This window comes from Pseudomonas fluorescens (assembly GCF_040448305.1).
GTDB classification, from domain to species: Bacteria; Pseudomonadota; Gammaproteobacteria; order Pseudomonadales; family Pseudomonadaceae; genus Aquipseudomonas; species Aquipseudomonas fluorescens_BH.
Genome location: NZ_CP148752.1, coordinates 1887333 through 1909982, shown reverse-complemented (window position 1 = coordinate 1909982; position 22650 = coordinate 1887333). Strand labels below are relative to the sequence as shown.

Below are 22650 nucleotides of genomic sequence, written 5' to 3'. Positions count from 1 at the left end.
CACAGCTTGTTTTAGACGGCAACCGCCGATTCTTCGAGGAAGTCCTGGGCGAAGCGTTGCAGCACGCCACCGGCTTCGTAGATCGACACTTCTTCAGCGGTGTCGAGGCGGCAGGTCACCGGCACATCGACGCGTTCGCCGTTCTTGCGATGGATCACCAGCGTCAGGTCGGCACGTGGAGTGCGGTCGCCAATCACGTCGTAGGTTTCGCTGCCGTCGATGGCCAGGGTGTGACGGTTGGTGCCCGCTTTGAACTCCAGCGGCAACACGCCCATGCCCACCAGGTTGGTGCGGTGAATGCGCTCGAAACCTTCGGCGGCAATCGCTTCCACACCCGCCAGGCGCACGCCCTTGGCCGCCCAGTCGCGGGACGAACCCTGACCGTAGTCGGCACCGGCAATGATGATCAGCGGCTGCTTGCGATCCATGTAGGTCTCGATGGCTTCCCACATGCGCATTACTTTGCCTTCCGGCTCGACGCGGGCCAGCGAACCTTGCTTGACCTTGCCGTCTTCCTGAACCATTTCGTTGAACAGTTTCGGGTTGGCGAACGTCGCACGCTGCGCGGTCAGGTGGTCACCACGGTGAGTCGCGTAAGAGTTGAAGTCCTCTTCCGGCAGGCCCATTTTCGCCAGGTATTCGCCAGCGGCGCTGTCGAGCATGATGGCGTTGGACGGCGACAGGTGATCGGTGGTGATGTTGTCCGGCAGCACTGCCAGCGGACGCATGCCCTTGAGCGGACGAGCGCCGGCCAGCGCGCCTTCCCAGTACGGCGGACGGCGGATGTAGGTGCTCATTTCACGCCAGTCGTACAGCGGCGCGACTTTCGGGCCGGTGTCTTCGTGGATGGCGAACATCGGGATGTACACCTGACGGAACTGCTCCGGCTTCACCGAAGCCTTGACCACTGCGTCGATTTCTTCGTCGCTCGGCCAGATGTCTTTCAGACGGATTTCCTTGCCATCCACTACGCCCAGCACATCCTTTTCGATGTCGAAACGGATGGTGCCGGCGATGGCGTAAGCGACGACCAATGGCGGCGACGCGAGGAACGCCTGCTTGGCGTACGGGTGAATCCGCCCGTCGAAGTTACGGTTACCGGACAACACGGCAGTGGCGTACAGGTCGCGGTCGATGATCTCTTGCTGGATCACCGGGTCCAGTGCACCGGACATGCCGTTGCAAGTGGTGCAGGCGAAAGCCACGACGCCGAAACCGAGCTGGTCCAGTTCTTTAGTCAAACCGGCTTCATCGAGGTACAGCGCCACGGTTTTCGAACCCGGTGCCAGGGACGACTTGACCCATGGCTTGCGGGTCAGGCCGAGCTTGTTGGCGTTGCGCGCCAGCAAGCCGGCGGCGATCACGTTGCGCGGGTTGCTGGTGTTGGTGCAGCTGGTGATGGCGGCGATGATCACCGCGCCGTCCGGCATCTGGCCCGGCACATCGTCCCATTGGCCGGAGATGCCTTTGGCTGCCAGATCCGAAACCGCGACACGGGCGTGCGGGTTGCTTGGGCCAGCCATGTTGCGCACAACCGAGGACAGGTCGAAGGTCAGGCCGCGCTCGTATTGCGCGCCTTTGAGGCTGTCAGCCCACAGGCCGGTCTGCTTGGCGTAGTTCTCGACCAGCTGCACCTGCTCGTCTTCACGGCCGGTGAGCTTGAGGTAGTCGATGGTCTGCTGGTCGATGTAGAACATCGCCGCGGTGGCGCCGTATTCCGGAGCCATGTTGGAGATGGTCGCGCGGTCGCCAAGGGTCAGCTTTGATGCGCCTTCGCCGAAGAACTCCAGCCACGCGCCAACCACTTTTTGCTTGCGCAGGAACTCGGTCAGCGCCAGCACCATGTCGGTGGCGGTGATGCCCGGTTGCAGCTTGCCAGTCAATTCGACGCCAACGCTTTCCGGCAGACGCATCCACGATGCGCGGCCGAGCATCACGCTTTCGGCTTCGAGACCACCGACACCGATGGCGATCACGCCCAACGCATCGACGTGCGGGGTGTGGCTGTCGGTGCCGACGCAGGTATCAGGGAAGGCCACGCCGTCACGCACCTGGATCACCGGAGACATTTTCTCCAGGTTGATCTGGTGCATGATGCCGTTGCCCGGCGGGATCACGTCGACGTTCTTGAACGCCTTCTTGGTCCAGTTGATGAAGTGGAACCGGTCTTCGTTGCGACGGTCTTCGATGGCGCGGTTCTTCTCGAACGCCTCTGGATCGAAACCACCGCGCTCGACGGCCAGGGAGTGGTCGACGATCAGTTGGGTCGGCACCACCGGGTTGACTTGCGCTGGGTCACCGCCTTGCAGGGCGATGGCGTCACGCAGGCCGGCGAGGTCGACCAAAGCGGTCTGGCCGAGGATGTCGTGGCACACCACGCGGGCCGGGAACCACGGGAAGTCGAGGTCGCGTTTGCGCTCGATGAATTGCTTCAGGGATTCGGTGAGCGTGGCCGGGTCGCAGCGACGCACAAGGTTTTCCGCCAGCACACGGGAGGTGTACGGCAGGGTGTCGTAGGCGCCAGGCTGGATCGCCTCGACTGCCGCGCGGACGTCGAAGTAATCCAGGTGGCTGCCGGGCAGCGATTTGCGGAATTCAGTGTTCATCGTCAGGACTCGGTCACGGTAGTTACAAAAGGTGGGGCCTGGCACCAGTACTGAAGGTCACACTATCCACTGTGGGAGCGAGCCTGCTCGCGAAAGCGGTATATCAGTCAACATCGATGTTGAATGTCAGTCCGTCTTCGCGAGCAGGCTCGCTCCCACAGGTTCTCGGTTCCTTCAGTTGCCGAGGTTCAGGCCTCCACCATTCAGCGTTGTTCGATTGGTACGAACTTGCGCTGTTCAACGCCGGTGTACTCGGCGCTTGGACGGATGATGCGGTTGTTGGCACGTTGTTCGTACACGTGGGCGGCCCAGCCGGTCAGGCGCGAGCAGACGAAGATCGGTGTGAACAACTTGGTCGGGATGCCCATGAAGTGGTACGCCGAGGCATGGTAGAAGTCGGCGTTCGGGAACAGTTTCTTCTGCTCCCACATGGTCTTGTCGATGGCTTCGGACACCGGGAACAACACCTTGTCGCCCACTTCGTCGGCGAGCTTTTTCGACCAGCCCTTGATCACCTCGTTGCGCGGATCGTTGTCCTTATAGATCGCGTGGCCGAAGCCCATGATCTTGTCCTTGCGCTCGAGCATGCCGAGGGTGCCCTTGATCGCGTCTTCCGGCGACAAGAAGCGCTCGATCATTTCCATCGCCGCTTCGTTGGCGCCGCCGTGCAGCGGGCCGCGCAGCGAGCCGATGGCCGCAGTGATGCACGAATACAGGTCGGACAGGGTCGATGCGCAAACACGTGCGGTGAAGGTCGACGCGTTGAACTCGTGCTCTGCGTAGAGGATCAGCGAAACGTTCATCACCTTCACGTGCAGCTCGCTCGGCTTCTTGCCGTGCAGCAGGTGCAGGAAGTGGCCACCGATGGACTGCTCGTCGCTCACGCAATCGATGCGCTTGCCTTCGTGGCTGAAGCGATACCAGTAAGTCATGATCGCCGGGAACGCAGCCAGCAGGCGGTCGGTCTTGTCGTGCTGCTCGGAGAAGTCGTTCTCCGGCTCCAGATTGCCCAGGAACGAGCAGCCAGTGCGCATCACGTCCATCGGGTGGGCGTCGGCGGGGATGCGTTCCAGCACTTCTTTCAGCGCTTGCGGCAGGTCACGCAGCTTGCTCAGTTTGGCAACGTAGGCTGCCAGTTGCGCTTTGCTCGGCAGTTCGCCGTACAGCAGCAGGTAGGCCACTTCTTCAAACTGCGCGTCTGCCGCCAGTTCACGGACGTCATAACCACGATAGGTCAGACCGGCACCCGACTGGCCCACGGTGGACAGTGCGGTTTGCCCGGCTACCTGGCCACGGAGCCCGGCGCCACTGAGTACTTTTGCTTCGGCCATTTCTGCCTCCAATTTCTTGAATTTATTAGGGAGTTATTCGACTTACTTTTTCGCGGCGAACAACGCATCGAGCTTCTGCTCGAAGGTGTGGTAGTCGATGCGATCGTAAAGCTCCATGCGGGTCTGCATGGTGTCGATGACGTTTTGTTGAGTGCCGTCGCGACGGATCGCGGTGTAGACGTTTTCCGCGGCCTTGTTCATGGCACGGAACGCCGACAGCGGGTACAGCACCAGCGATACGTCGGCAGCGGCCAGCTGTTCGGTGGTGTACAGCGGCGTCGCGCCGAACTCGGTGATGTTGGCCAGGATCGGCGCTTTCACACGGCTGGCGAACAGCTTGTACATTTCAAGCTCGGTGATGGCTTCCGGGAACACCATGTCGGCGCCGGCCTCGATGCACGCAGCGGCGCGATCCAGGGCAGACTCCAGGCCTTCCACCGCCAGGGCGTCGGTACGGGCCATGATCACGAAGCTGTCATCGGTACGGGCATCGACGGCCGCCTTGATGCGGTCGATCATTTCCTGCTGGGTCACGATTTCCTTGTTAGGACGGTGACCGCAGCGCTTGGCGCCGACCTGGTCTTCGATGTGAATCGCTGCGGCGCCAAACTTGATCATCGACTTGACGGTGCGAGCGACGTTGAACGCCGAGGAACCGAAACCGGTGTCCACGTCCACCAGCAGCGGCAGGTCGCAAACATCGGTGATACGGCGCACGTCGGTCAGCACGTCATCCAGGCCGGTGATGCCCAGGTCCGGCACGCCGAGGGAGCCGGCAGCCACCCCGCCACCCGACAGGTAGATCGCCTTGAAACCGGCGCGCTTGGCCAGCAGCGCATGGTTGGCGTTGATCGCGCCGACCACTTGCAATGGATGCTCGCTGGCGACCGCATCGCGGAAACGCTGGCCTGGAGTGCTCTTGTTCAAACTCATGACTCACCTCGTTTGGCTGTCGGGTTAGCGCCGTCCTGGTAATGACGGGCGATGTTGCGTTTGGAGGCGCCGATGTGACGGCGCATCAACAACTCGGCCAGTTCACCGTCACGGTCGGCAATGGCATCGAGAATTCGGTGGTGCTCGGCGAACGCCTGGTGCGGGCGATTGGGCGTGGTGGAAAACTGGATGCGGTACATGCGCACCAGTTGATACAGCTCGCCACAGAGCATTTGGGTCAGCGTGCGGTTGCCGCTGCCCTGGATGATTCGGTAATGGAAGTCGAAATCGCCTTCCTGCTGGTAATAGCCTCTCCCGGCCTGAAACGCCTCATCGCGCTCGTGGGTTTCCAGGACCCGACGCAGTTCGTCGATTTCTTCGAGGCTCATGCGCTCGGCGGCCAGGCGACAGGCCATGCCTTCCAGGGATTCGCGGATTTCGTATAGTTCAATCAGTTCGGCGTGGTTGAGCGACACCACCCGAGCGCCGACATGCGGCACGCGAACCAGCAGGCGCTGGCCTTCCAGACGGTGGATGGCCTCGCGCAGCGGGCCACGGCTGATGCCGTAGGTGCGCGCCAGTTCCGGCTCGGAGATTTTGCTGCCCGGCGCGATATCGCCTTTGACGATAGCCGCCTGAATGCGTCGGAAGACATTCTCGGAAAGCGTCTCCGTATCGTCTTGCGTAGAAACCGGGGGATCGAGTTGATCCAGCATATTGTCGACACCTTGTGAGCCAATGCCGTAAAAACTAACGAATACAGGCGATGCAGTCAAAGGATAAATATATATTGTCGACAATCTTCTGATAACCGGTTGCACCATAACGAAGCAACCCGTCTATTTATAGCCACCGGCCAGCGCTGGCGCCATCAAACCACCGTGCTAGAATGCCGCCCGCATTTGTTTGTCACATCTGCACTGCCTGTCATAAAACCCTGACAGGCATACGAGGGAGCTTGCGCAGCGATGCCAGGGCCTTGAATCAAGTCGGACCGCTGCGCACCAGGATTTATGAGACTCAAGCCCTTCCCCACCTTCCTTTATTTCCTTTGCCTGCCCGGCTTCGCAATGGCCGGGGAAAAGACCGTGTATGGCCTGAATGAGTACGCATCGCTCAACGGCATCGATCTGGAAGTGGCGGCCAAACTCGACACCGGGGCGAAAACCGCTTCCCTGAGTGCACGGGATATCAAACGTTTCAAACGCAACGGCGAGTCGTGGGTACGTTTTTACCTGGCCATCGACGCCGCCCATTCGCACCCGATCGAACGCCCGCTGGCCCGTGTCAGCAAGATCAAGCGCCGGGCCGGCGACTACGACCCGGAGGAAGGCAAGAAGTACACCGCCCGCCCGGTGATCGAACTGGACATCTGCATGGGCTCGGCCCTGCGCAGCATCGAAGTGAACCTGACCGACCGCAGCGCGTTCCAATATCCGCTCCTGATTGGCTCCGAAGCACTCAAGCGCTTCGATGCACTGGTTGACCCCAGCCTTAAATATGCTGCCGGCAAACCCGCCTGCACCACCGACGCTCATACCGCCGAGTAATTCAAATGCGCTCTCTTACCCTTCACCTGAAACTGCTGATCGCCATCCTGGTGGTGCTGGGCATTTCAGTTACGGCCTATCAGATCTTCGTACTGGGCATCCCGGTGACCGAAGACGCCACCGACGACCTGTGGAACATCGACGCCAAGGTCGAGTTCGTCGCCAGTGCCAAGGACCCGGTCAAGATCCAGATGTTCGTGCCGCCGCTGAGCCGCGACTTCGTCAGCCTCAACGAGAGCTTCATCTCCAACAACTACGGCGTGGCCGTGAACCGGGTCGATGGCAACCGCAAGGTCACCTGGTCGGCACGCCGGGCCAAAGGCAATCAGACGCTGTATTACCGCCTGGTGCTGACCAAGCGTTATTCCGGCGAGAAAGCCAAGATCAAAGGCCCGACCTTTCGCGACAGCATGACTATCGAAGGCCCGGAAAAAATCGCCGCCGAAGCCCTGCTCGCACCGATTCGCCAACACTCGGCCGACGTCGAAACCTTCGTCGGCGAAGCCATCAAGCGGGTCAACAACCTCAACGACGACAACGTGAAACTGCTGCTGGCCGGTGATCCATCCGCGGCGCACAAGGCGAAAATCGTCGAGTTGCTGTTGTCCATCGCCCACGTACCGATCGAGAAGGTCCACACCATCCGCCTGGTGGCCGACCAGCCGCAAATACCGGAACTGTGGCTGCGCAGTTTCAATGGCACCGACTGGCTGTACTTCAACCCGGAATCCGGTGAACAGGGCCTGCCGACCGACCGCCTGCTGTGGTGGAGCGGCGATGAAAACCTGATCACCGTCGATGGCGGCAAGAAAGCCAACGTGACCTTCAGCCTGAACAACAGCGAAATGAACGCCATTCGCCTGGCCAAGCTGACCGATGAAAACACCGACGCCAACTTCCTCGAATATTCGTTGTACGGCCTGCCGCTGCAAACCCAGCAGACCTTCATGATCATGGTGATGATCCCGATCGGCGTGTTGGTGATCCTGATCCTGCGCAACCTGATCGGCATCCAGACCCTGGGCACCTTCACCCCGGTACTGATCGCCCTGGCCTTCCGCGAAACCCAGCTCGGTTTCGGTATCGTGCTGTTTACCATCATCACGACGCTCGGCCTGTCGCTGCGCTCCTATCTCGAACACCTGAAACTGCAAATGCTGCCGAGGCTGTCGGTGGTACTGACGTTCGTGGTGGTGCTGATTGCGGCCATCAGCCTGCTCAGCCATAAACTCGGCCTGGAACGCGGCTTGTCGGTGGCGCTGTTCCCGATGGTGATCCTGACCATGACCATCGAACGCCTGTCGATCACCTGGGAAGAACGCGGCGGTGGCCATGCCATGAAAGTGGCCATCGGCACGCTGTTCGCCGCGTCCCTGGCACACCTGATCATGACCGTGCCGGAACTGGTGTACTTCGTGTTCACTTTCCCGGCGATCCTGCTGATCCTGGTGGGCTTCATGCTGGCCATGGGTCGTTATCGCGGTTACCGCCTGACCGAGCTGGTGCGTTTCAAGGCCTTCCTGAAGAAGGCTGACGCCTGATGTTCGGCTACTGGAAGACCTGGAAGGCCCTGGAAGCCCGGGGCATCATGGGGATCAATCGGCGCAACGCAGACTACGTGCTCAAGTACAACAAGCGCAGCCTGTACCCGATCGTCGATGACAAGATCATCACTAAGGAACGCGCCATTGCCGCCGGCATCCATGTGCCCGAGTTGTATGGCGTGATCTCCACCGAGAAGGAAATCGACAATCTCGAAGAGATCATTGGCGCACGCAGTGACTTCGTGATCAAACCTGCCCAGGGCGCTGGCGGTGATGGCATCCTGGTGATCGCCGACCGCTTTGAAGGGCGTTACCGCACGGTGTCCGGCCGGATCATCAGCCATGAGGAAATCGAGCACCAGGTTTCCAGCATCCTGACCGGCCTGTACTCTCTGGGCGGTCACCGCGACCGGGCGCTAATCGAATACCGGGTGATTCCGGACCAGATCTTCAAGAGCATCAGCTATGAAGGCGTGCCGGACATTCGCATCATTGTTTTGATGGGTTACCCGGTGATGGCCATGTTGCGCCTGCCGACGCGCCAGTCCAATGGCAAGGCCAACCTGCACCAGGGCGCCATCGGTGTCGGCGTGGACCTGGCCACCGGCCTGACCCTGCGCGGCACCTGGATGAACAACATCATCAACAAACACCCGGACACCACGAATGCAGTGGATGGCGTGCAACTGCCCTACTGGGACGGTTTCATGAAACTCGCCGCTGGCTGTCATGAGTTGTGCGGCTTGGGCTACATCGGTGTCGACATGGTCCTGGACCAGGAAAAAGGCCCGCTGATCCTGGAACTCAACGCCCGGCCGGGGCTGAATATCCAGATTGCCAATGACTGCGGCCTGACGTTGCGTACTCATGCGGTCGAGGCGCGGCTGGAAGACCTCAAGGCTCATGGCGTGACCGAAACGGTCGAAGAGCGCGTGGCGTTTGTGCAGGAGATGTTTGGGCATATTCCTGCGGTTGAGATTTGATCCAGAACCGAGTCGCCTCTTTCGCGAGCAGGCTCGCTCCCACAGGGTTCAGCGCCGTTTTTGTGGGAGCGAGCCTGAACTGGTCAAGTAATCCCGGACACCGGTTACGGTGTTTATGCCGCTTTTTGCTCCATGGCTATTGGCGACAGGTAGTTGTTGTAGCTGTGGAGCCTGGTGCGGTTGTAGTACAGGAAGAAACGCACCATATCGGTTTTTGCTTCCTCGATCTTGCTGTAGCCACTACGAGGCACCCATTCTGATTTCAGCGTGCCGAAAAAACGCTCCGTTGGAGCATTGTCCCAGCACTGCCCGCGATGATTCATGCTTTGCAAAATGCCATGACGCTTCAGTTCTTCTTGAAACTTGCGACTGGTGTACTGACAGCCCTGATCTGAATGGAACATCAGTCCAGGAGGACACGCTCGCACCTCTGTCGCCATGCGTAGCACCTTGCTGACCAAGTTGGCGTCATTGACCAGCGAAAACGCCCAGCCAATGACGCGGCGAGCAAACAAATCGATCACGATGGCCAGATGAACCCAGCGCTCGCCCACCATCAAGCTGGTAACGTCGCCACACCAGACCTGATCAACTGCAGTCGGCTTAAAATTGCGCTTGAGTCGATTGGGCGCGACAAATGCTTCAACGCCTTTGGATCTGAATGGGTGAGGCTGGCGTTGTTTACTGACAATGTTGGCCTCCCTCATTAGCGCCCTGACAAGGCCTCTTCCGATCGCGATGTTTTGGGACTTCAGGTTCTTGCTGATCATTCTGGAACCCATGGCTTCCCGGCTTTCGCTGTGCAGTTCAACCACTTTCAACTTGAGGTCTTCGCGTCTGATCCGCGGTTTGGCTCGCCGCTGAAGCCACTCATAAAAGCTGCTGCGCTTCACATCGAAAACACGACACACAATGGCAGTCGGGAATGACTCTCTTAGTTCCGCAATCATCGAAAACGATCGGGATCCGACATCAAGAGAGCGGTAGCCTTTTTTAAGATCTCGGCTTCCATTTCCATGCGTTTGATCTTGGCCTTTAGTTCCTGGATCTGGCGCTGATCTTCGGTAATCGCCTTGGTGCCTTTGACTGGCTGTCCCTCGCGTTCCTTGCGAACCTGATCGACCCAACGCCGTAAAGCGGTAGGGCCGATATCCAGCGATGCACACACTTCTGGAACCGGGCAGTTATCATCAAGCACCATGCTGGCAGCATGCAGCTTGAACTCGCGGGTATAGACCTTTCTTTCGTTCATGGAACCTCCAAGTTGGCGAAATCATATCGCCCTTAAGAGGTGTCCGGAATTATTAGGCCAGTTCAGCCTGCTCGCGAAGACCATCTGACAGATTGCACAGCACTCATGCCTGCCTCCAACCTGCCAATCCCCGACATCCCCTCTAGGAGCAATTCCCCGAGGGGACTACAATCGCCACCCCGCCTCAATGGCTGACTTCCCCCGCCCATGTTGACCTGCTCCGTACACCCGCTGCCCTATCGCGCCAACCCCGCCGAATATTTCGCGGCGATTCGCCATGCTCCCGGCGCCATCCTGCTCGACAGTGGCCGCCCCAGCGCCGACCGCGGTCGCTATGACCTGCTCAGCGCCTGGCCGCTGGAACAACTGACGGTATCGCCCGATGAAAGTGGCGACGCTTTCCTGCAACGCCTGCGCGACAACCTGACACGCCTGGGCGAAGCCAGTCTGCCGACACCTTATGAGTTACCGTTTGCCGGTGGATTGATCGGCTACCTGAGTTACGACTTCGGCCGACACCTGGAGCGCCTGCCGAGCCAGGCCCATGACGACCTGCAACTGCCTGACGCGCGTTTCGGCTTGTACAGCTGGGCATTGATCAGCGATCACCTTTCGCTGACCAGTCAATTGGTGTTCCACCCGACCCTGCCCGACAGCGAGCGTCAGCGCCTGATCGAATTGTTCAGCCAGCCTGCCCCGGAAGTGCTCGCGCCCTTCAAACTGCTCACCCCGATGACTGCCGACTTGAGCGCAGACGAGTATCAACAGGCCATCGAGCGCATCCAGCAGTACATTCAGGCCGGCGACTGTTATCAGGTCAATTTCGCCCAACGGTTTCGCGCACCCTGCCAGGGTGACCCGTGGGCCGCTTACTGCGCACTGCGCGCAGCGTGCCCAACGCCTTTTTCCGGTTTCCAGAGCTTGCCTGATGGCAATGCCGTACTCAGCCTGTCGCCGGAACGCTTCGTCAAAATCAGCCAGGGCCATGTGGAAACCCGCCCGATCAAGGGCACTCGCCCGCGGGGCCTGACGCCTGAGCAAGACGCCGCGAACGCCGCCGAATTGCTGGCCAGCCCCAAGGACCGGGCGGAAAACCTGATGATCGTCGACCTGCTGCGCAATGACCTCGGTCGTACCTGCCGTACAGGTTCAGTACGGGTGCCGGAATTGTTCAGCCTGGAAAGCTATCCGAACGTGCACCACCTGGTGAGCAGCGTCACCGGTGAACTGGCGGATGAGCGCGACGCCCTGGACCTGATCGCCGGCAGCTTCCCGGGAGGCTCGATTACCGGCGCGCCAAAGATTCGCGCCATGCAGATCATCGACGAGCTGGAGCCGACCCGACGCGGACTGTATTGCGGTTCATTGTTGTATCTCGATGTGCGGGGCGAGATGGACAGCTCCATCGCCATCCGTAGTTTGCTGGTCAAGGACGGGCAGGTGTGTTGCTGGGGCGGTGGCGGGATTGTTGCGGACTCGGAGTGGCAGGCTGAGTATCAGGAATCGATTACCAAGGTGAAGGTGTTGCTCGACACACTGCAAAACCTTTAAAAGCTTCGTCGGATCGCCGCCCGGAGCAAGCCCGCTCCCACAGGTGATCACCGAACCCTGTGGGAGCGGGCTTGCCCGCGAAGGCGTCAGATCAGACGACTACACACTCAGAGTCCGGTTCGAAGCCTTGATGAACTCCTGCTTCAACGCTTCAAACGTATGCACCGCCGGGAACTGCGGGAACTGCGCAATCACGTTGTCCGGCGCATGGAACAGAATCCCGGCATCGGCCTCGCCCAGCATCGTGGTGTCGTTGTAGGAATCCCCCGCCGCGATCACCCGGTAGTAGAGGCTCTTGAAGGCCAGGACCGACTGACGCTTGGGGTCTTTCTGACGCAGTTGATAGTCAGTGACTCGCCCGCTGTCGTCAGTAATCAGACGATGGCAGAGCAACGTCGGGAAGCCCAGCTGGCGCATCAGCGGCTGGGAGAACTCATAGAAGGTGTCCGACAGAATCACCACCTGGAAGCGCTCGCGCAACCAGTCGACGAACTCGATGGCGCCGTCCAGCGGCTTGAGCGTGGCGATCACTTCCTGAATGTCGGAGAGCTTCAGGCCGTGCTCGTCGAGAATCCGCAGGCGCTGCTTCATCAGCACGTCGTAGTCGGGAATGTCCCGGGTGGTGGCCCTGAGGGATTCGATCCCGGTTTTTTCGGCGAAGGCGATCCAGATTTCCGGAACCAGCACACCTTCAAGATCCAGACAGGCAATTTCCACAAGACACTCCCATTTGTATTGATTATTGAGTCGAGCGAGCAAAAAGACTGCCGAACTCTAGCGACTCAGGCCTGCCTGCGCAACGCAGAGGATGCCCCGGCCCGTGCAGCTTTTTGTTACCATCGACCCCATATAGAGCGCCCAGCGCCACCGACCTGTAGGAAGCCGCCCTGATGAGCCCAACGTTCGACGTCGTGGAACTCGCCACGACCTATGCCAACAAATCCGCCCAGGACATTCTGAAACTCGCTTTTGCCGAGTTCGGCGATGACCTGTGGATATCTTTCAGCGGCGCCGAGGATGTGGTGCTGGTGGACATGGCCTGGAAGCTGAACAAGAACGTCAAGGTGTTCAGCCTCGACACCGGCCGCCTGCACCCCGAGACCTACCGCTTCATCGATCAGGTGCGCGAGCACTACAAGATCGACATCGAACTGGTGTCGCCGGACCACACCAGACTCGAACCGTTCGTGAAGGAAAAAGGCCTGTTCAGTTTCTACAAGGACGGTCATGGCGAATGCTGCGGCATCCGCAAGATCGAACCGCTGCGCCGCAAGCTGTCCGGCGTGAAAGCCTGGGCCACCGGCCAGCGCCGGGACCAGAGCCCCGGCACCCGCAGCGCCGTCGCGGTGATGGAAATCGACACCGCGTTCTCCACCCCGGAACGCACCTTGTACAAGTTCAACCCGCTGGCACAAATGACCAGCGAAGAGATCTGGGGCTACATCCGCATGCTGGAACTGCCGTACAACAGCCTGCACGAACGCGGCTTCATCAGCATCGGCTGCGAGCCTTGCACCCGCCCGGTACTGCCGAACCAGCACGAGCGCGAAGGCCGCTGGTGGTGGGAAGAAGCGACGCAGAAGGAATGTGGGCTGCATGCGGGGAATATCATCAGTAAGTCGAAAGGTTGATCCCAGCCTTGTGAAATCCCCCCTGTGGGAGCGGGCTTGCTCGCGAAGGCGGTGTATCAGTCAGTAAATACGTCGACTGACACGACGCCTTCGCGAGCAAGCCCGCTCCCACATTTGCTCTGTGCTGGCCTGATAAAATGTGTACACACGAATGTCACCATCGGTGCCATTTGTGTGTGCACTTTTAGTTTCAGCGCCCCAGAAAGTTACATCTCTTTTCCCATCACCTCGCCTGCATCCCCTCTAAAAAAATAAATACCTGTTCAATCGGTCAATTTAAATTTTCTATTTTTCAGTCAGTTATTCGTTATCGATAACAAAACGAAATGAGCGCTGGTTTTTATAGAATCGCGACTGGCATGGATCTGGCTTAAGTGCATACATGTTTTGTATACAATCAAATCAAAACATACACACACTTTAGATCCGCAAGCCTGAAGCGCCCTATCCCGTACAGGCTGCAGATGCCCCGTAACCAATGATATTCGCCACCCGCGACGAAGATTTGTCGAGCCAACGCTCATGCACAGTCATCGCGGCGTCGAGCATCAGGAGCCTGCCGGAATGCGTACTAGTCTCTCCAATAACAACATCGCGCTGGATCTACCCTCCTCCCAATCCACCCACACCGCCGACAATCAGGCGCATCATGCCCCCGTGGTGCTCAGTCCCCGATTGCACAACAAGGACCTGGCACCGACCAAGGCCGAAGGCCGACGCTGGGGCCGCTACAGCATCTTTGCCCTGTGGACCAACGACGTGCACAACATTGCCAACTACTCGTTTGCCATCGGCCTGTATGCCCTTGGCCTGGGCGGCTGGCAGATCCTGTTGTCCCTGGGGATCGGCGCGGCACTGGTCTACTTCTTCATGAACCTGTCTGGCTACATGGGCCAGAAAACCGGGGTGCCCTTCCCGGTCATCAGCCGGATCAGCTTCGGCATCCACGGTGCGCAGATTCCTGCGTTGATCCGCGCCGTTATCGCCATCGCCTGGTTCGGTATCCAGACGTACCTTGCGTCCGTGGTCTTTCGCGTGTTGTTGACGGCGGTCCATCCCGGGTTCGCCGACTACGACCACGACTCGATCCTCGGCCTGTCGACCCTGGGCTGGGCGTGTTTCGTCGCGATCTGGTTCGTGCAACTGGCGATCCTTGCCTATGGCATGGAGATGGTGCGGCGCTACGAGGCGTTTGCGGGCCCGGTGATTCTGCTGACCGTCGCCGCCCTCGCCGCATGGATGTACACCCAAGCCGATGCGACCATCGCCTGGTCGATCCGTGAGCCGCTGACTGGCGGTGAGATGTGGCGCAACATCTTTGCCGGTGGCGCGTTGTGGCTGGCGATCTACGGCACCTTGATCCTCAACTTCTGCGACTTCGCCCGCTCTTCGCCGTGCCGCAAGACCATCAAGGTCGGAAATTTCTGGGGCTTGCCGGTGAATATCCTGGTGTTCGCCAGCATCACGGTCCTGCTGTGCGGCGCGCAATTTCAGATCAATGGCCGGATCATCGAAAGCCCGACCGAAATCATCGCCTCGATCCCCAACACCTTCTTCCTGGTGCTCGGCTGCCTGGCGTTCCTGATCGTCACCGTGGCGGTGAACATCATGGCCAACTTCGTCGCCCCGGCGTTCGTGCTCAGCAACCTGGCGCCCAAGTACCTGACCTTCCGCCGCGCCGGTCTGATCAGCGCGACCATCGCCGTGCTGATCCTGCCGTGGAACCTCTACAACAGTCCGCTGGTGATCGTGTATTTCCTGTCCGGCCTCGGTGCCCTGCTCGGCCCGTTGTACGGGGTGATCATGGTCGACTACTGGCTGGTTCGAAAAGGCCAGGTCAACGTCCCGCAGTTGTACAGCGAAGACCCGAACGGCCCTTATTACTACAGCCGCGGGGTCAATTTGCGCGCCGTGGCGGCGTTCATTCCCGCCGCCCTGATCGCCATCGTCCTGGCCCTGGTGCCGGGGTTCCACAGCGTGTCGCCGTTCTCCTGGCTGATTGGTGCCGGCATCGCCGGGATGCTCTACCTGATCATCGCCAAGCGCCAACCGCACTATGCCGATGTCAGCGGCGAAGCCATCGCGGTCGACAACGTCAGCCACTGATCCTGTCGCGGTCCGGCGTTGTCGGGCCGCAGAACCAACCGCAATAAGGACTCCCCATGCGCATTCTCGTGGTCAACGTCAACACCACCGAATCCATCACCCAGGCCATCGCCCGCTCGGCGCAGGCCGTCGCGTCGCCCGGCACGGAAATCGTCGGCCTCACCCCGCACTTCGGCGCCGACTCCATCGAAGGCAATTTCGAAAGTTACCTGGCGGCCATCGCGGTCATGGACCGGGTGATGTCCTACGACCAGCCGTTCGACGCCGTGATCCAGGCCGGCTACGGCGAGCACGGCCGTGAAGGCTTGCAGGAACTGCTCAATGTGCCGGTGGTGGACATCACCGATGCCGCCGCCAGCACGGCGATGTTTCTCGGTCACGCCTATTCCGTGGTCACCACCCTCGACCGCACCGTGCCGCTGATCGAAGATCGCCTCAAGCTCTCCGGACTCTGGGACCGTTGCGCCTCGGTACGGGCCAGTGGTTTGGCAGTGCTGGAACTGGAACACGAACCGCAGCGCGCACTGGAGGCCATCGTGCATCAGGCCGAACTGGCGGTGACCCAGGACAAGGCCGAAGTAATTTGCCTGGGCTGCGGCGGCATGGCCGGGCTGGACGAGCAGATTCGCCGACGTACCGGAGTACCGGTGGTGGATGGGGTGACGGCGGCGGTGACCATTGCCGAATCATTGGTGCGGTTGAGACTGTCGACATCAAAGGTGCGGACGTATGCGACGCCGCGGCCGAAAAACATCATTGGCTGGCCGGCGCGGTTTGCCCGGTAGACCGCGGCGCCCCCTTCGCGAGCAAGCCCGCTCCCACATTTGATCTGTTATGAACCCAATATCTGTATTCAACGCAGATCCAGTGTGGGAGCGGGCTTGCTCGCGAAGGAGGCAACTCGGTCTTGAGCCAGACTCAAACAGCACTGAACCTCTGTCCCAACCCCCGCTCGGCAAACTGCTCAATGATGAAATCGACAAACGCCCGGGTCTTGCCCGGCAGCAGTTTGTGTTCGGCGTAATAGATGGAGGTGTAGCCGTCGTCGATGTACCAGTCCGGCAACACCCGTTGCAGCCTGCCCGACTCCAGATAGCCCGCAGCAAACGGCATGCTCACCAGCGCAATGCCCAGCCCCTGCGCGGCCGTGGCGCAGGCGGCCTCGGAATCGCTCATGGTCATCCGCGCCTTGAGCGTCAACGGGCTGTGTTGCTGATTGCGATGGGTCAACTGCCAGGAGCGCACCCGACCAGTCTGCGGCGAGCGGATCAGAATCCCGTCATGGTGCTTGAGGTCATCCGGCTCGCTGATCGCCGCATGTGTCTCCAGGTAGTCCTGCGTAGCCACCAACACCCGATGCGCCGGACTCAGCCGGCGCGCCACCACGCCCTGGGGTAATTCGAAGCCGCCACCGATTGCCGCGTCGAAACCCTGCCCGATCAGATCGACCTGGCGGTTGTCGAAGTGCCAGTCCGGGTTGATCGCCGGGAATCGCCGCAGAAACTCGCCGAGCATCGGCACAATGTACAGGCAGCCGAATACCGTCCCCATGCTGACCTTCAAAGTGCCCGCCGGCTGCCCTCCGGCGTTGGCGAGATTGGCCACGGCATTCTGGATCGTGTGCAGGCTGCTGCTGACTTCGCCGAGAAACAACTGACCGGCCTCCGTCAGCGTCAGGCTGCGAGTACTGCGCTGGAACAATCTGACGCCCAGGCGCGCCTCGAGCTTGGCAACGCTCTTGCCCACCGCCGCCGGTGTCAGGCTCAAGCGCCGCGCCGCTTCGGCAAAGCTGCCGACCTCGGCACTGCGCACGAAGCATTCGATACTGCTGAAGGTTTCCATAGGCGCCATTATAAACTTTTGGTTTACACAGACTATCGCAATTATGGTCTACACAGCAGGTAATCCTGAATCGATACTAGGCTCCATCAACCGGGACATCTCGCCTCGGGACTTGGAGATCGACATGACTACTCAGAACCTCAGCGGCAAAGTGGCATTGATTCAAGGTGGTTCCCGCGGCATCGGTGCAGCCATCGTCAAGCGCCTGGCTGCTGAAGGCGCGACCGTTGCCTTCACTTACGTCAGCTCGACGGCGAAAGCTGAAGAACTGCAAGACAGCATCACCGCCAAGGGCGGCAAGGCCTTGGCCATCAAGGCCGACAGCGCCGACGCCGACGCCATCCGCGGTGCCGTGTCCGCCACGGTGGAAGCCTTCGGTCGCCTGGACATCCTGGTCAACAACGCTGGCGTACTGGCCGTCGCACCGCTGGCCGAGTTCAAACTCGAAGACTTCGACCAGACCCTGGCCATCAACGTGCGTAGCGTGTTCATCGCCACCCAGGCCGCCGCCAGGCACATGACAGAAGGCGGTCGCATCATCAACATCGGCAGCACCAACGCCGATCGCATGCCCTTCGCCGGTGGCGGCCCCTACGCCATGAGCAAGTCGGCGCTGGTCGGCCTGACCAAAGGCCTGGCCCGCGATCTCGGCCCGCAAGGCATCACCATCAATAACGTGCAACCAGGCCCGGTCGACACCGACATGAACCCGGCCGAGGGTGACTTTGCGGAAAGCCTGATCCCGTTGATGGCCGTGGGCCGTTACGGCAAGGCCGAAGAGATCGCCAGCTTCGTCGCCTACCTCGTCAGCCCTGAAGCGGGCTACATCACTGGAGCCAGCCTGACCATCGACGGTGGTTTTGGCGCCTGATGCTTGTCAGCCAACTGCAATAACTGTGGGAGCGAGCCTGCTCGCGAAGAGGGAGTATCAGACACGTTGATGTTGTCTGAAACACCGCTTTCGCGAGCAGGCTCGCTCCCACATTTGCCAGAGTCACCCCGTCTTTTTAACTAGGTCCACTCAAGCGCCGGCAAACCACAGGCACTCGGCACAAACGCCTTCAACGTACGAAGAATGCCATCGGCATGTGCGTACTTTGCGTCGGCCATTGCCGCATCCGGAATCGCAATCGCCGTCATCCCCGCCGCTTTCGCCGCGGTCACACCGAAGGGCGAATCCTCGAACACCAGGCAATCTTCCGGTGCAACACCCAGACGTCGCGCCGCCGTCAGGAAAATATCCGGTGCCGGCTTGGCCGCGCCCACCTCGGGGTCATCGGCGGTAACGATGAAGTCGAACAAGGCGAACCAGTCGCGGTGCAAGGTGGTTTTCTGGCCGAACGACTGGCTCGAGGAACTGGTGCCCACGGCAATGGGAATATTGTTGGCCTTCAGATGCCGCACCAGCTCCTGTGCGCCAGGCATTGCTTGCGCGGCAGGAAAACGCTCGCGCATCAGCGGCTCGCGGATCACCAGAAATTCTTGCGCCGTGATCGGCAAATCCAGCGCTTCAACCACATAGCGCGCCAGATCGCCCGCACCCCGGCCAATGATGTTCTGTTTGATGCTCCAGTCGAACGTCCGGCCGTAACGCGCGGCAATGATGGACGTGACTTCGGTGTAGATGCCCTCTGTATCCAGCAACAAGCCGTCCATATCGAAAATCACGGCCTTGATCGGGCCGAATGCTTTCAGGGGTGCATTCATCGCATCTGATCCGTTTTCCAAGGTATCCCGGGCAGCTCAGGTACGGCCGATGCCCGAATGGATTAAAGGGTTCAGCAGCATAGCGAGCGCCGCCGGCTTAGAGCAACGAGGAAATCCCGATCGACGCCGAATGACCCTCCGTGATTTAGCGAATCGCCCTACAGCAAGCGCCACCTTTCCCGACTTCTTTCCTTGCCGATCCCCCGCAGAGTTTCGCGCTCCACATTCCGCCAAGCGAAAGACTGCAGATGTTCGATCCCCAAAAGGTATTGGCATGCCCCGCGAGCGGCCCTCTGACACTTCGCTCCGGCAAGCATGAACACCACGACGACGCCTCCAGACAGGCGAAAAACCCCAACGGCGACAGTGCTGACACCGTCGAGCGCACTGCCACCCACAACTGCTCGGTGTCGATGGTAACCGGAGAAGAACTGCTGACTCTCACCGACGGCACCCTCGACGGGATCCTGCCCTTCGACTTCACCCGCGTCTATCGCACCAGTGCCGTCGAGCTCGACAGCGGACTCGGTTTTGGCTGGAGCCATTCGCTGTCCCAGCACCTGGAACTCCACGGCGAGCAGGTGTTGTGGATCGACCCCGAAAACCGCCGCACGCCCTTTACCCGGCCGACGGCGGCGCGCCCGATGATCCACAACAACCTGTCGCGGGCGGCGATTTGCCTCGGCGAGGAGCCGGACGAACTGATCCTCGCCCTGGCCGGCGACCGCGCGCGGTTCTACCACTTTCATGACGGCCGGCTCAGCGCGATCAGCGACGCCTACGGCAACCGCCTGACGGTACAGCGGGACCGCTTTGACCGGATCCAGCGCCTGGACAATGGCGCCGACCGCGCCTTGTTGCTGCGTTACGACCTCAAGCACCTGGTGGCCATCGACTATCAGGTGTTTCAGCGCAGCGACCCCGAGGCGTCCACCTGGCGCACCGAGCAGACACTGGCCAGCTACCGTTACGACGCCCGCCAGCGTTTGATCGAGGCAACCAATGCGGCGGGTGAAAGCGAGCGCTACGACTACGACGAGCAACACGTCATCCTGCAACGGCAACTGGCGGGCGGCGCGAGTTTTTTCTGGGCGTGGGAACGCTCCGGCAAAGCCGCCCGCTGCATTCGTCACTGGGCTTCGTTTGCGCAGATGGAGGCGCATTACGTCTGGGACGAGCAAGGCTGCGTGACGGTGAACAACGCCGACGGTAGCGAAGAGGTTTACGTTCATGACGACCGCGCGCGACTGGTGCGCCAGGTTGGACTGGACGGTGCTGAGCAGCACAAGGCCTATGACGACAAGGGCCATCTGATCGCCGAGCAGGACGTCCTCGGTGCCGTCACCGAATACCATTATGACGAAGTCGGTCGGCTGATCGCGCTGCTTGCAACGGATGCGGCACCCACGTCCTGCGAGTATCGCCACGGCTTGCTGCACACCCGCACCCAGGGTCAGGCGACGTGGACCTGTCAGCGCAATGCCCAGGGAGACATCACTGCCATCACCGATCCAGACGGGCAAATCACCCGCTACATCTACGACCCACAGGGGCGCTTGCTGGCGATCCGCTTCCCCGACCGGAGCGGTCACCGGTTTGTCTGGAGTGCCTTGGGGTTATTGCTGGAGGAGATCCTGCCGGACGGTGCTCAGCGCACTTTTTCCTACGATGCCTTGGGTCGGCGGATTACCCGGCAAGACGAACACGGTGCCATCACCGGCTATGAGTGGGACGCGGTGGGCCGACTGACCCGGACCACGCTGCCCACCGGCGCCCGCCGCGCCTATCGCTACAACGCCTACGGCCAGGTCACCGCCGAAACCGACGAACTGGGACGGGTGACCCGTTACGAATACGCCGACGACCTGCACTTGCTCAGCCGCCGGATCAACCCCGAAGGCAGCGCGCTGAAGTACCGCTACGACCATGCGCAATTGTTGCTCACCGAGATCGAAAACGAGGTCGGCGACACCTATCGGCTGGACTACACGCCGGGCGGGTTGATCCGACAGGAAATCGGCTTCGATGGCCGTCGTACCGCGTATGCCTATGACGGCAATGGCCAGTTGCTGGAGAAAACCGAGTTCGGCGACGACGGTTCGCAACTCGTCACGCAGTACCAACGCGACAGCGCTGGACGCTTATTGCTCAAGACTCTGCCCGACGGGATCAAGGTCGAGTACCACTACGACAACCTCGGGCGGCTGGTCAGCGTCGACGACGGCTAGGACCATCCGCTGGAGTTCGAATACGACCGCCTGGACCGGCTGATCACCGCGCATCAGGGCTGGAGCACCCTGCGTTACGGCTACGACACTTGCGGTCGGCTCAAGCGCCTGCGCCTGCCGGACGGCTGTGTGCTCGATTACCACCATGCCCGGGGCGGCGCCCTGACTGCCATCGACCTCAACGGTACGCGTCTGACCAGCCATCGTTTTGTCGGCGGGCGCGAACAGCAACGCCAACAGGGCCTGCTGCTCAGCGATTATGCCTACGACGAGCTGGGCCGTTTGCAGGCCCATGCCGTCAGCCAAAAGCAACGACCGCTGTACCGCCGCGAGTATGCCTACAGTGCCAAGGGCAATCTCCTGCAGATTGCCGACAGCCGTCACGGCCAACGCCACTATCAATACGATGCGCTCGACCGCCTGACCGGCGTACGCCACCCCCGCGACCAGTTCGCTGAGAACTTCACCCACGACCCGACCGGCAACCTGCTGATCCACGACCGCCCGGGCCCGTGCGTGCTCCAGGGCAACCGCCTGCGCCGCCGTTACAACAGCCACTACGACTACGACGCCTTCGGCAACCTGATTCGCGAACGCCGCGGTATGCCGAGCAAAATCACCGAATACACCTACGACAGCCAGCGCCGCCTGATCGGCATCAGCACCCCGGACGGTAAAAGTGTCAGCTACCGCTACGACGCCTTCGGCCGGCGCATCCGCAAAACCGTCGATGGCCAGACCACGCAATTCTTCTGGCAAGGCGACCAGCTCATCGCCGAAAGCGGCCCCCGGCACTACCGCAGCTACGTCTACGAACCCGGCAGCTTTCGCCCGCTGGCGCTGGTCGACGGCAAAGGCCGGGCAGACGCCTGCCCGTTCTACTACCAACTCGACCACCTCGGCACCCCGCAGGAACTGACCAGCTACGGCGGCGCCATCGTCTGGTCGGCCAAGTACACCGCCCACGGCAAACTCCGCGAAGTGAGCCACGGCGAAGGCGAACGACTCGAACAGCCGCTACGGTTTCAGGGGCAATACTTCGACGCGGAGAGCGGCCTGCACTACAACCGGCATCGCTACTACCATCCGGACATCGGTCGTTATCTGACGCCGGATCCGGTCAAGTTGGCCGGAGGGTTGAACCCGTATCGGTACACCCGAAACCCGACGGGGTGGGTGGATCCGTTGGGGTCGAGCGGGAATTGCCCGCACGCGAACCAGCCGGGATGGTCGGCACCGTATGGGGAGGGAGGGGCAAAGGTTGATGAGAGGGAGCCTGATGTGGCCTCCCCAAAACCTTCAAATAAATACGTGTATCGCGGAAACTCGCGGGAGCCCCGGGAAATTTTTGGAACCGGTTTTGAATCCCTCGGATCGACGCCTTAA

At 60.6% G+C, this 22650-nt stretch carries 17 protein-coding genes and 1 pseudogene; 9 read left to right on the top strand and 9 right to left on the bottom strand.

Annotated elements, in window-relative coordinates; genetic code table 11:
- Positions 1-11 precede the first annotated feature (11 nt).
- The 4 genes from acnD to WHX55_RS08750 all read right to left on the bottom strand — a co-directional run bounded on the left by acnD (position 12) and on the right by WHX55_RS08750 (position 5586).
- Complete coding sequence (acnD, locus tag WHX55_RS08765; protein ID WP_150724646.1) at positions 12-2606, bottom strand: Fe/S-dependent 2-methylisocitrate dehydratase AcnD; 2595 nt, start codon at positions 2604-2606, stop codon at positions 12-14.
- 203 nt (positions 2607-2809) lie between these two features.
- Entirely contained in the window at positions 2810-3937 is a 1128-nt protein-coding gene (gene prpC, locus WHX55_RS08760; protein ID WP_353742414.1) for a 2-methylcitrate synthase, read from the bottom strand.
- 42 nt (positions 3938-3979) lie between these two features.
- Positions 3980-4870 carry a methylisocitrate lyase gene (gene prpB / locus WHX55_RS08755; RefSeq protein ID WP_095945174.1) on the bottom strand — a complete coding sequence of 297 codons (891 nt, stop codon included), beginning with the start codon at positions 4868-4870 and terminating at the stop codon, positions 3980-3982.
- A complete protein-coding gene (locus WHX55_RS08750; protein ID WP_008048579.1) occupies positions 4867-5586 on the bottom strand; it encodes a GntR family transcriptional regulator in 720 nt (239 codons plus the stop codon). Before WHX55_RS08750 ends, prpB begins: the two co-directional genes overlap by 4 nt.
- Before the next feature lie 297 nt (positions 5587-5883).
- On the opposite strand from WHX55_RS08750, the gene WHX55_RS08745 reads away from it, so the two are divergent.
- Genes WHX55_RS08745 through WHX55_RS08735 form a run of 3 tightly spaced genes read left to right on the top strand, consistent with a single transcriptional unit; the run spans position 5884 to position 8947 of the window.
- The gene (locus WHX55_RS08745) at positions 5884-6420 is read left to right on the top strand and encodes an ATP-dependent zinc protease (RefSeq protein ID WP_046042906.1); all 537 of its coding nucleotides are present in this window, start codon (positions 5884-5886) and stop codon (positions 6418-6420) included.
- Between the two features lie 5 nt (positions 6421-6425).
- A complete protein-coding gene (locus WHX55_RS08740; RefSeq protein WP_150724644.1) occupies positions 6426-7961 on the top strand; it encodes an inactive transglutaminase family protein in 1536 nt (511 codons plus the stop codon).
- Entirely contained in the window at positions 7961-8947 is a 987-nt protein-coding gene (locus WHX55_RS08735) for an alpha-L-glutamate ligase-like protein (protein ID WP_353742413.1), read from the top strand. Before WHX55_RS08740 ends, WHX55_RS08735 begins: the two co-directional genes overlap by 1 nt.
- A 113-nt stretch (positions 8948-9060) precedes the next feature.
- Here the strand turns inward: WHX55_RS08735 and WHX55_RS08730 are convergent, their stop codons facing one another.
- Together WHX55_RS08730 and WHX55_RS08725 are read right to left on the bottom strand one after the other, a co-directional pair.
- Complete coding sequence (locus WHX55_RS08730) at positions 9061-9897, bottom strand: IS3 family transposase (protein WP_353742412.1); 837 nt, start codon at positions 9895-9897, stop codon at positions 9061-9063.
- Positions 9894-10199, bottom strand: coding sequence for a transposase (locus WHX55_RS08725; protein WP_150753137.1), 306 nt, complete (start codon positions 10197-10199; stop codon positions 9894-9896). The genes WHX55_RS08730 and WHX55_RS08725 overlap by 4 nt, the downstream gene beginning before the upstream one ends.
- Positions 10200-10406: 207 nt before the next feature.
- On the opposite strand from WHX55_RS08725, the gene pabB reads away from it, so the two are divergent.
- The gene (pabB, locus tag WHX55_RS08720; RefSeq protein WP_353742411.1) at positions 10407-11750 is read left to right on the top strand and encodes an aminodeoxychorismate synthase component I; all 1344 of its coding nucleotides are present in this window, start codon (positions 10407-10409) and stop codon (positions 11748-11750) included.
- Positions 11751-11849: 99 nt separating this feature from the next.
- Here the strand turns inward: pabB and thrH are convergent, their stop codons facing one another.
- Positions 11850-12467: a bifunctional phosphoserine phosphatase/homoserine phosphotransferase ThrH gene (gene thrH / locus WHX55_RS08715; RefSeq protein WP_353742410.1), complete on the bottom strand. Its 618-nt coding sequence runs from the start codon at positions 12465-12467 to the stop codon at positions 11850-11852.
- A gap of 173 nt (positions 12468-12640) precedes the next feature.
- On the opposite strand from thrH, the gene WHX55_RS08710 reads away from it, so the two are divergent.
- From WHX55_RS08710 to WHX55_RS08700, 3 genes are all read left to right on the top strand, one after another.
- Positions 12641-13381 carry a phosphoadenylyl-sulfate reductase gene (locus WHX55_RS08710; RefSeq protein WP_151213297.1) on the top strand — a complete coding sequence of 247 codons (741 nt, stop codon included), beginning with the start codon at positions 12641-12643 and terminating at the stop codon, positions 13379-13381.
- 564 nt (positions 13382-13945) lie between these two features.
- On the top strand, positions 13946-15487 hold the full coding sequence (locus WHX55_RS08705) for an NCS1 family nucleobase:cation symporter-1 (protein ID WP_150724639.1): 1542 nt from the start codon (positions 13946-13948) through the stop codon (positions 15485-15487).
- A gap of 56 nt (positions 15488-15543) precedes the next feature.
- Positions 15544-16272, top strand: a complete 729-nt coding sequence (locus WHX55_RS08700) for an aspartate/glutamate racemase family protein (RefSeq protein WP_353742409.1) — start codon at positions 15544-15546, stop codon at positions 16270-16272.
- 133 nt (positions 16273-16405) lie between these two features.
- Here WHX55_RS08700 and WHX55_RS08695 read toward each other — a convergent pair whose 3' ends face one another.
- Positions 16406-17329, bottom strand: coding sequence for a LysR family transcriptional regulator (locus WHX55_RS08695; RefSeq protein ID WP_353743028.1), 924 nt, complete (start codon positions 17327-17329; stop codon positions 16406-16408).
- A 124-nt stretch (positions 17330-17453) separates the two neighbouring features.
- Here WHX55_RS08695 and WHX55_RS08690 point away from each other — a divergent pair, with 124 nt between their 5' ends.
- Positions 17454-18200, top strand: coding sequence for a 3-oxoacyl-ACP reductase family protein (locus tag WHX55_RS08690; RefSeq protein ID WP_151213299.1), 747 nt, complete (start codon positions 17454-17456; stop codon positions 18198-18200).
- 140 nt (positions 18201-18340) lie between these two features.
- Here WHX55_RS08690 and WHX55_RS08685 read toward each other — a convergent pair whose 3' ends face one another.
- A complete protein-coding gene (locus tag WHX55_RS08685; RefSeq protein ID WP_150724636.1) occupies positions 18341-19036 on the bottom strand; it encodes an HAD-IA family hydrolase in 696 nt (231 codons plus the stop codon).
- Positions 19037-19347: 311 nt separating this feature from the next.
- Here WHX55_RS08685 and WHX55_RS08680 point away from each other — a divergent pair.
- Positions 19348-22560 (top strand): annotated as a pseudogene (locus WHX55_RS08680) (RHS repeat-associated core domain-containing protein); the annotation flags it as partial.
- Between the last annotated feature and the right edge of the window lie 90 nt (positions 22561-22650).

Bases quoted from the DNA above. Each gene is read 5' to 3' on its own strand.
- acnD (WP_150724646.1), bottom strand. From the start codon at position 2,606: ATGAACACTGAATTCCGCAAATCGCTGCCCGGCAGCCACCTGGATTAC.
- prpC (WP_353742414.1), bottom strand. From the start codon at position 3,937: ATGGCCGAAGCAAAAGTACTCAGTGGCGCCGGGCTCCGTGGCCAGGTA.
- prpB (WP_095945174.1), bottom strand. From the start codon at position 4,870: ATGAGTTTGAACAAGAGCACTCCAGGCCAGCGTTTCCGCGATGCGGTC.
- WHX55_RS08750 (WP_008048579.1), bottom strand. From the start codon at position 5,586: ATGCTGGATCAACTCGATCCCCCGGTTTCTACGCAAGACGATACGGAG.
- WHX55_RS08745 (WP_046042906.1), top strand. From the start codon at position 5,884: ATGAGACTCAAGCCCTTCCCCACCTTCCTTTATTTCCTTTGCCTGCCC.
- WHX55_RS08740 (WP_150724644.1), top strand. From the start codon at position 6,426: ATGCGCTCTCTTACCCTTCACCTGAAACTGCTGATCGCCATCCTGGTG.
- WHX55_RS08735 (WP_353742413.1), top strand. From the start codon at position 7,961: ATGTTCGGCTACTGGAAGACCTGGAAGGCCCTGGAAGCCCGGGGCATC.
- WHX55_RS08730 (WP_353742412.1), bottom strand. From the start codon at position 9,897: ATGATTGCGGAACTAAGAGAGTCATTCCCGACTGCCATTGTGTGTCGT.
- WHX55_RS08725 (WP_150753137.1), bottom strand. From the start codon at position 10,199: ATGAACGAAAGAAAGGTCTATACCCGCGAGTTCAAGCTGCATGCTGCC.
- pabB (WP_353742411.1), top strand. From the start codon at position 10,407: ATGTTGACCTGCTCCGTACACCCGCTGCCCTATCGCGCCAACCCCGCC.
- WHX55_RS08710 (WP_151213297.1), top strand. From the start codon at position 12,641: ATGAGCCCAACGTTCGACGTCGTGGAACTCGCCACGACCTATGCCAAC.
- WHX55_RS08705 (WP_150724639.1), top strand. From the start codon at position 13,946: ATGCGTACTAGTCTCTCCAATAACAACATCGCGCTGGATCTACCCTCC.
- WHX55_RS08700 (WP_353742409.1), top strand. From the start codon at position 15,544: ATGCGCATTCTCGTGGTCAACGTCAACACCACCGAATCCATCACCCAG.
- WHX55_RS08695 (WP_353743028.1), bottom strand. From the start codon at position 17,329: ATGGAAACCTTCAGCAGTATCGAATGCTTCGTGCGCAGTGCCGAGGTC.
- WHX55_RS08690 (WP_151213299.1), top strand. From the start codon at position 17,454: ATGACTACTCAGAACCTCAGCGGCAAAGTGGCATTGATTCAAGGTGGT.
- WHX55_RS08685 (WP_150724636.1), bottom strand. From the start codon at position 19,036: ATGAATGCACCCCTGAAAGCATTCGGCCCGATCAAGGCCGTGATTTTC.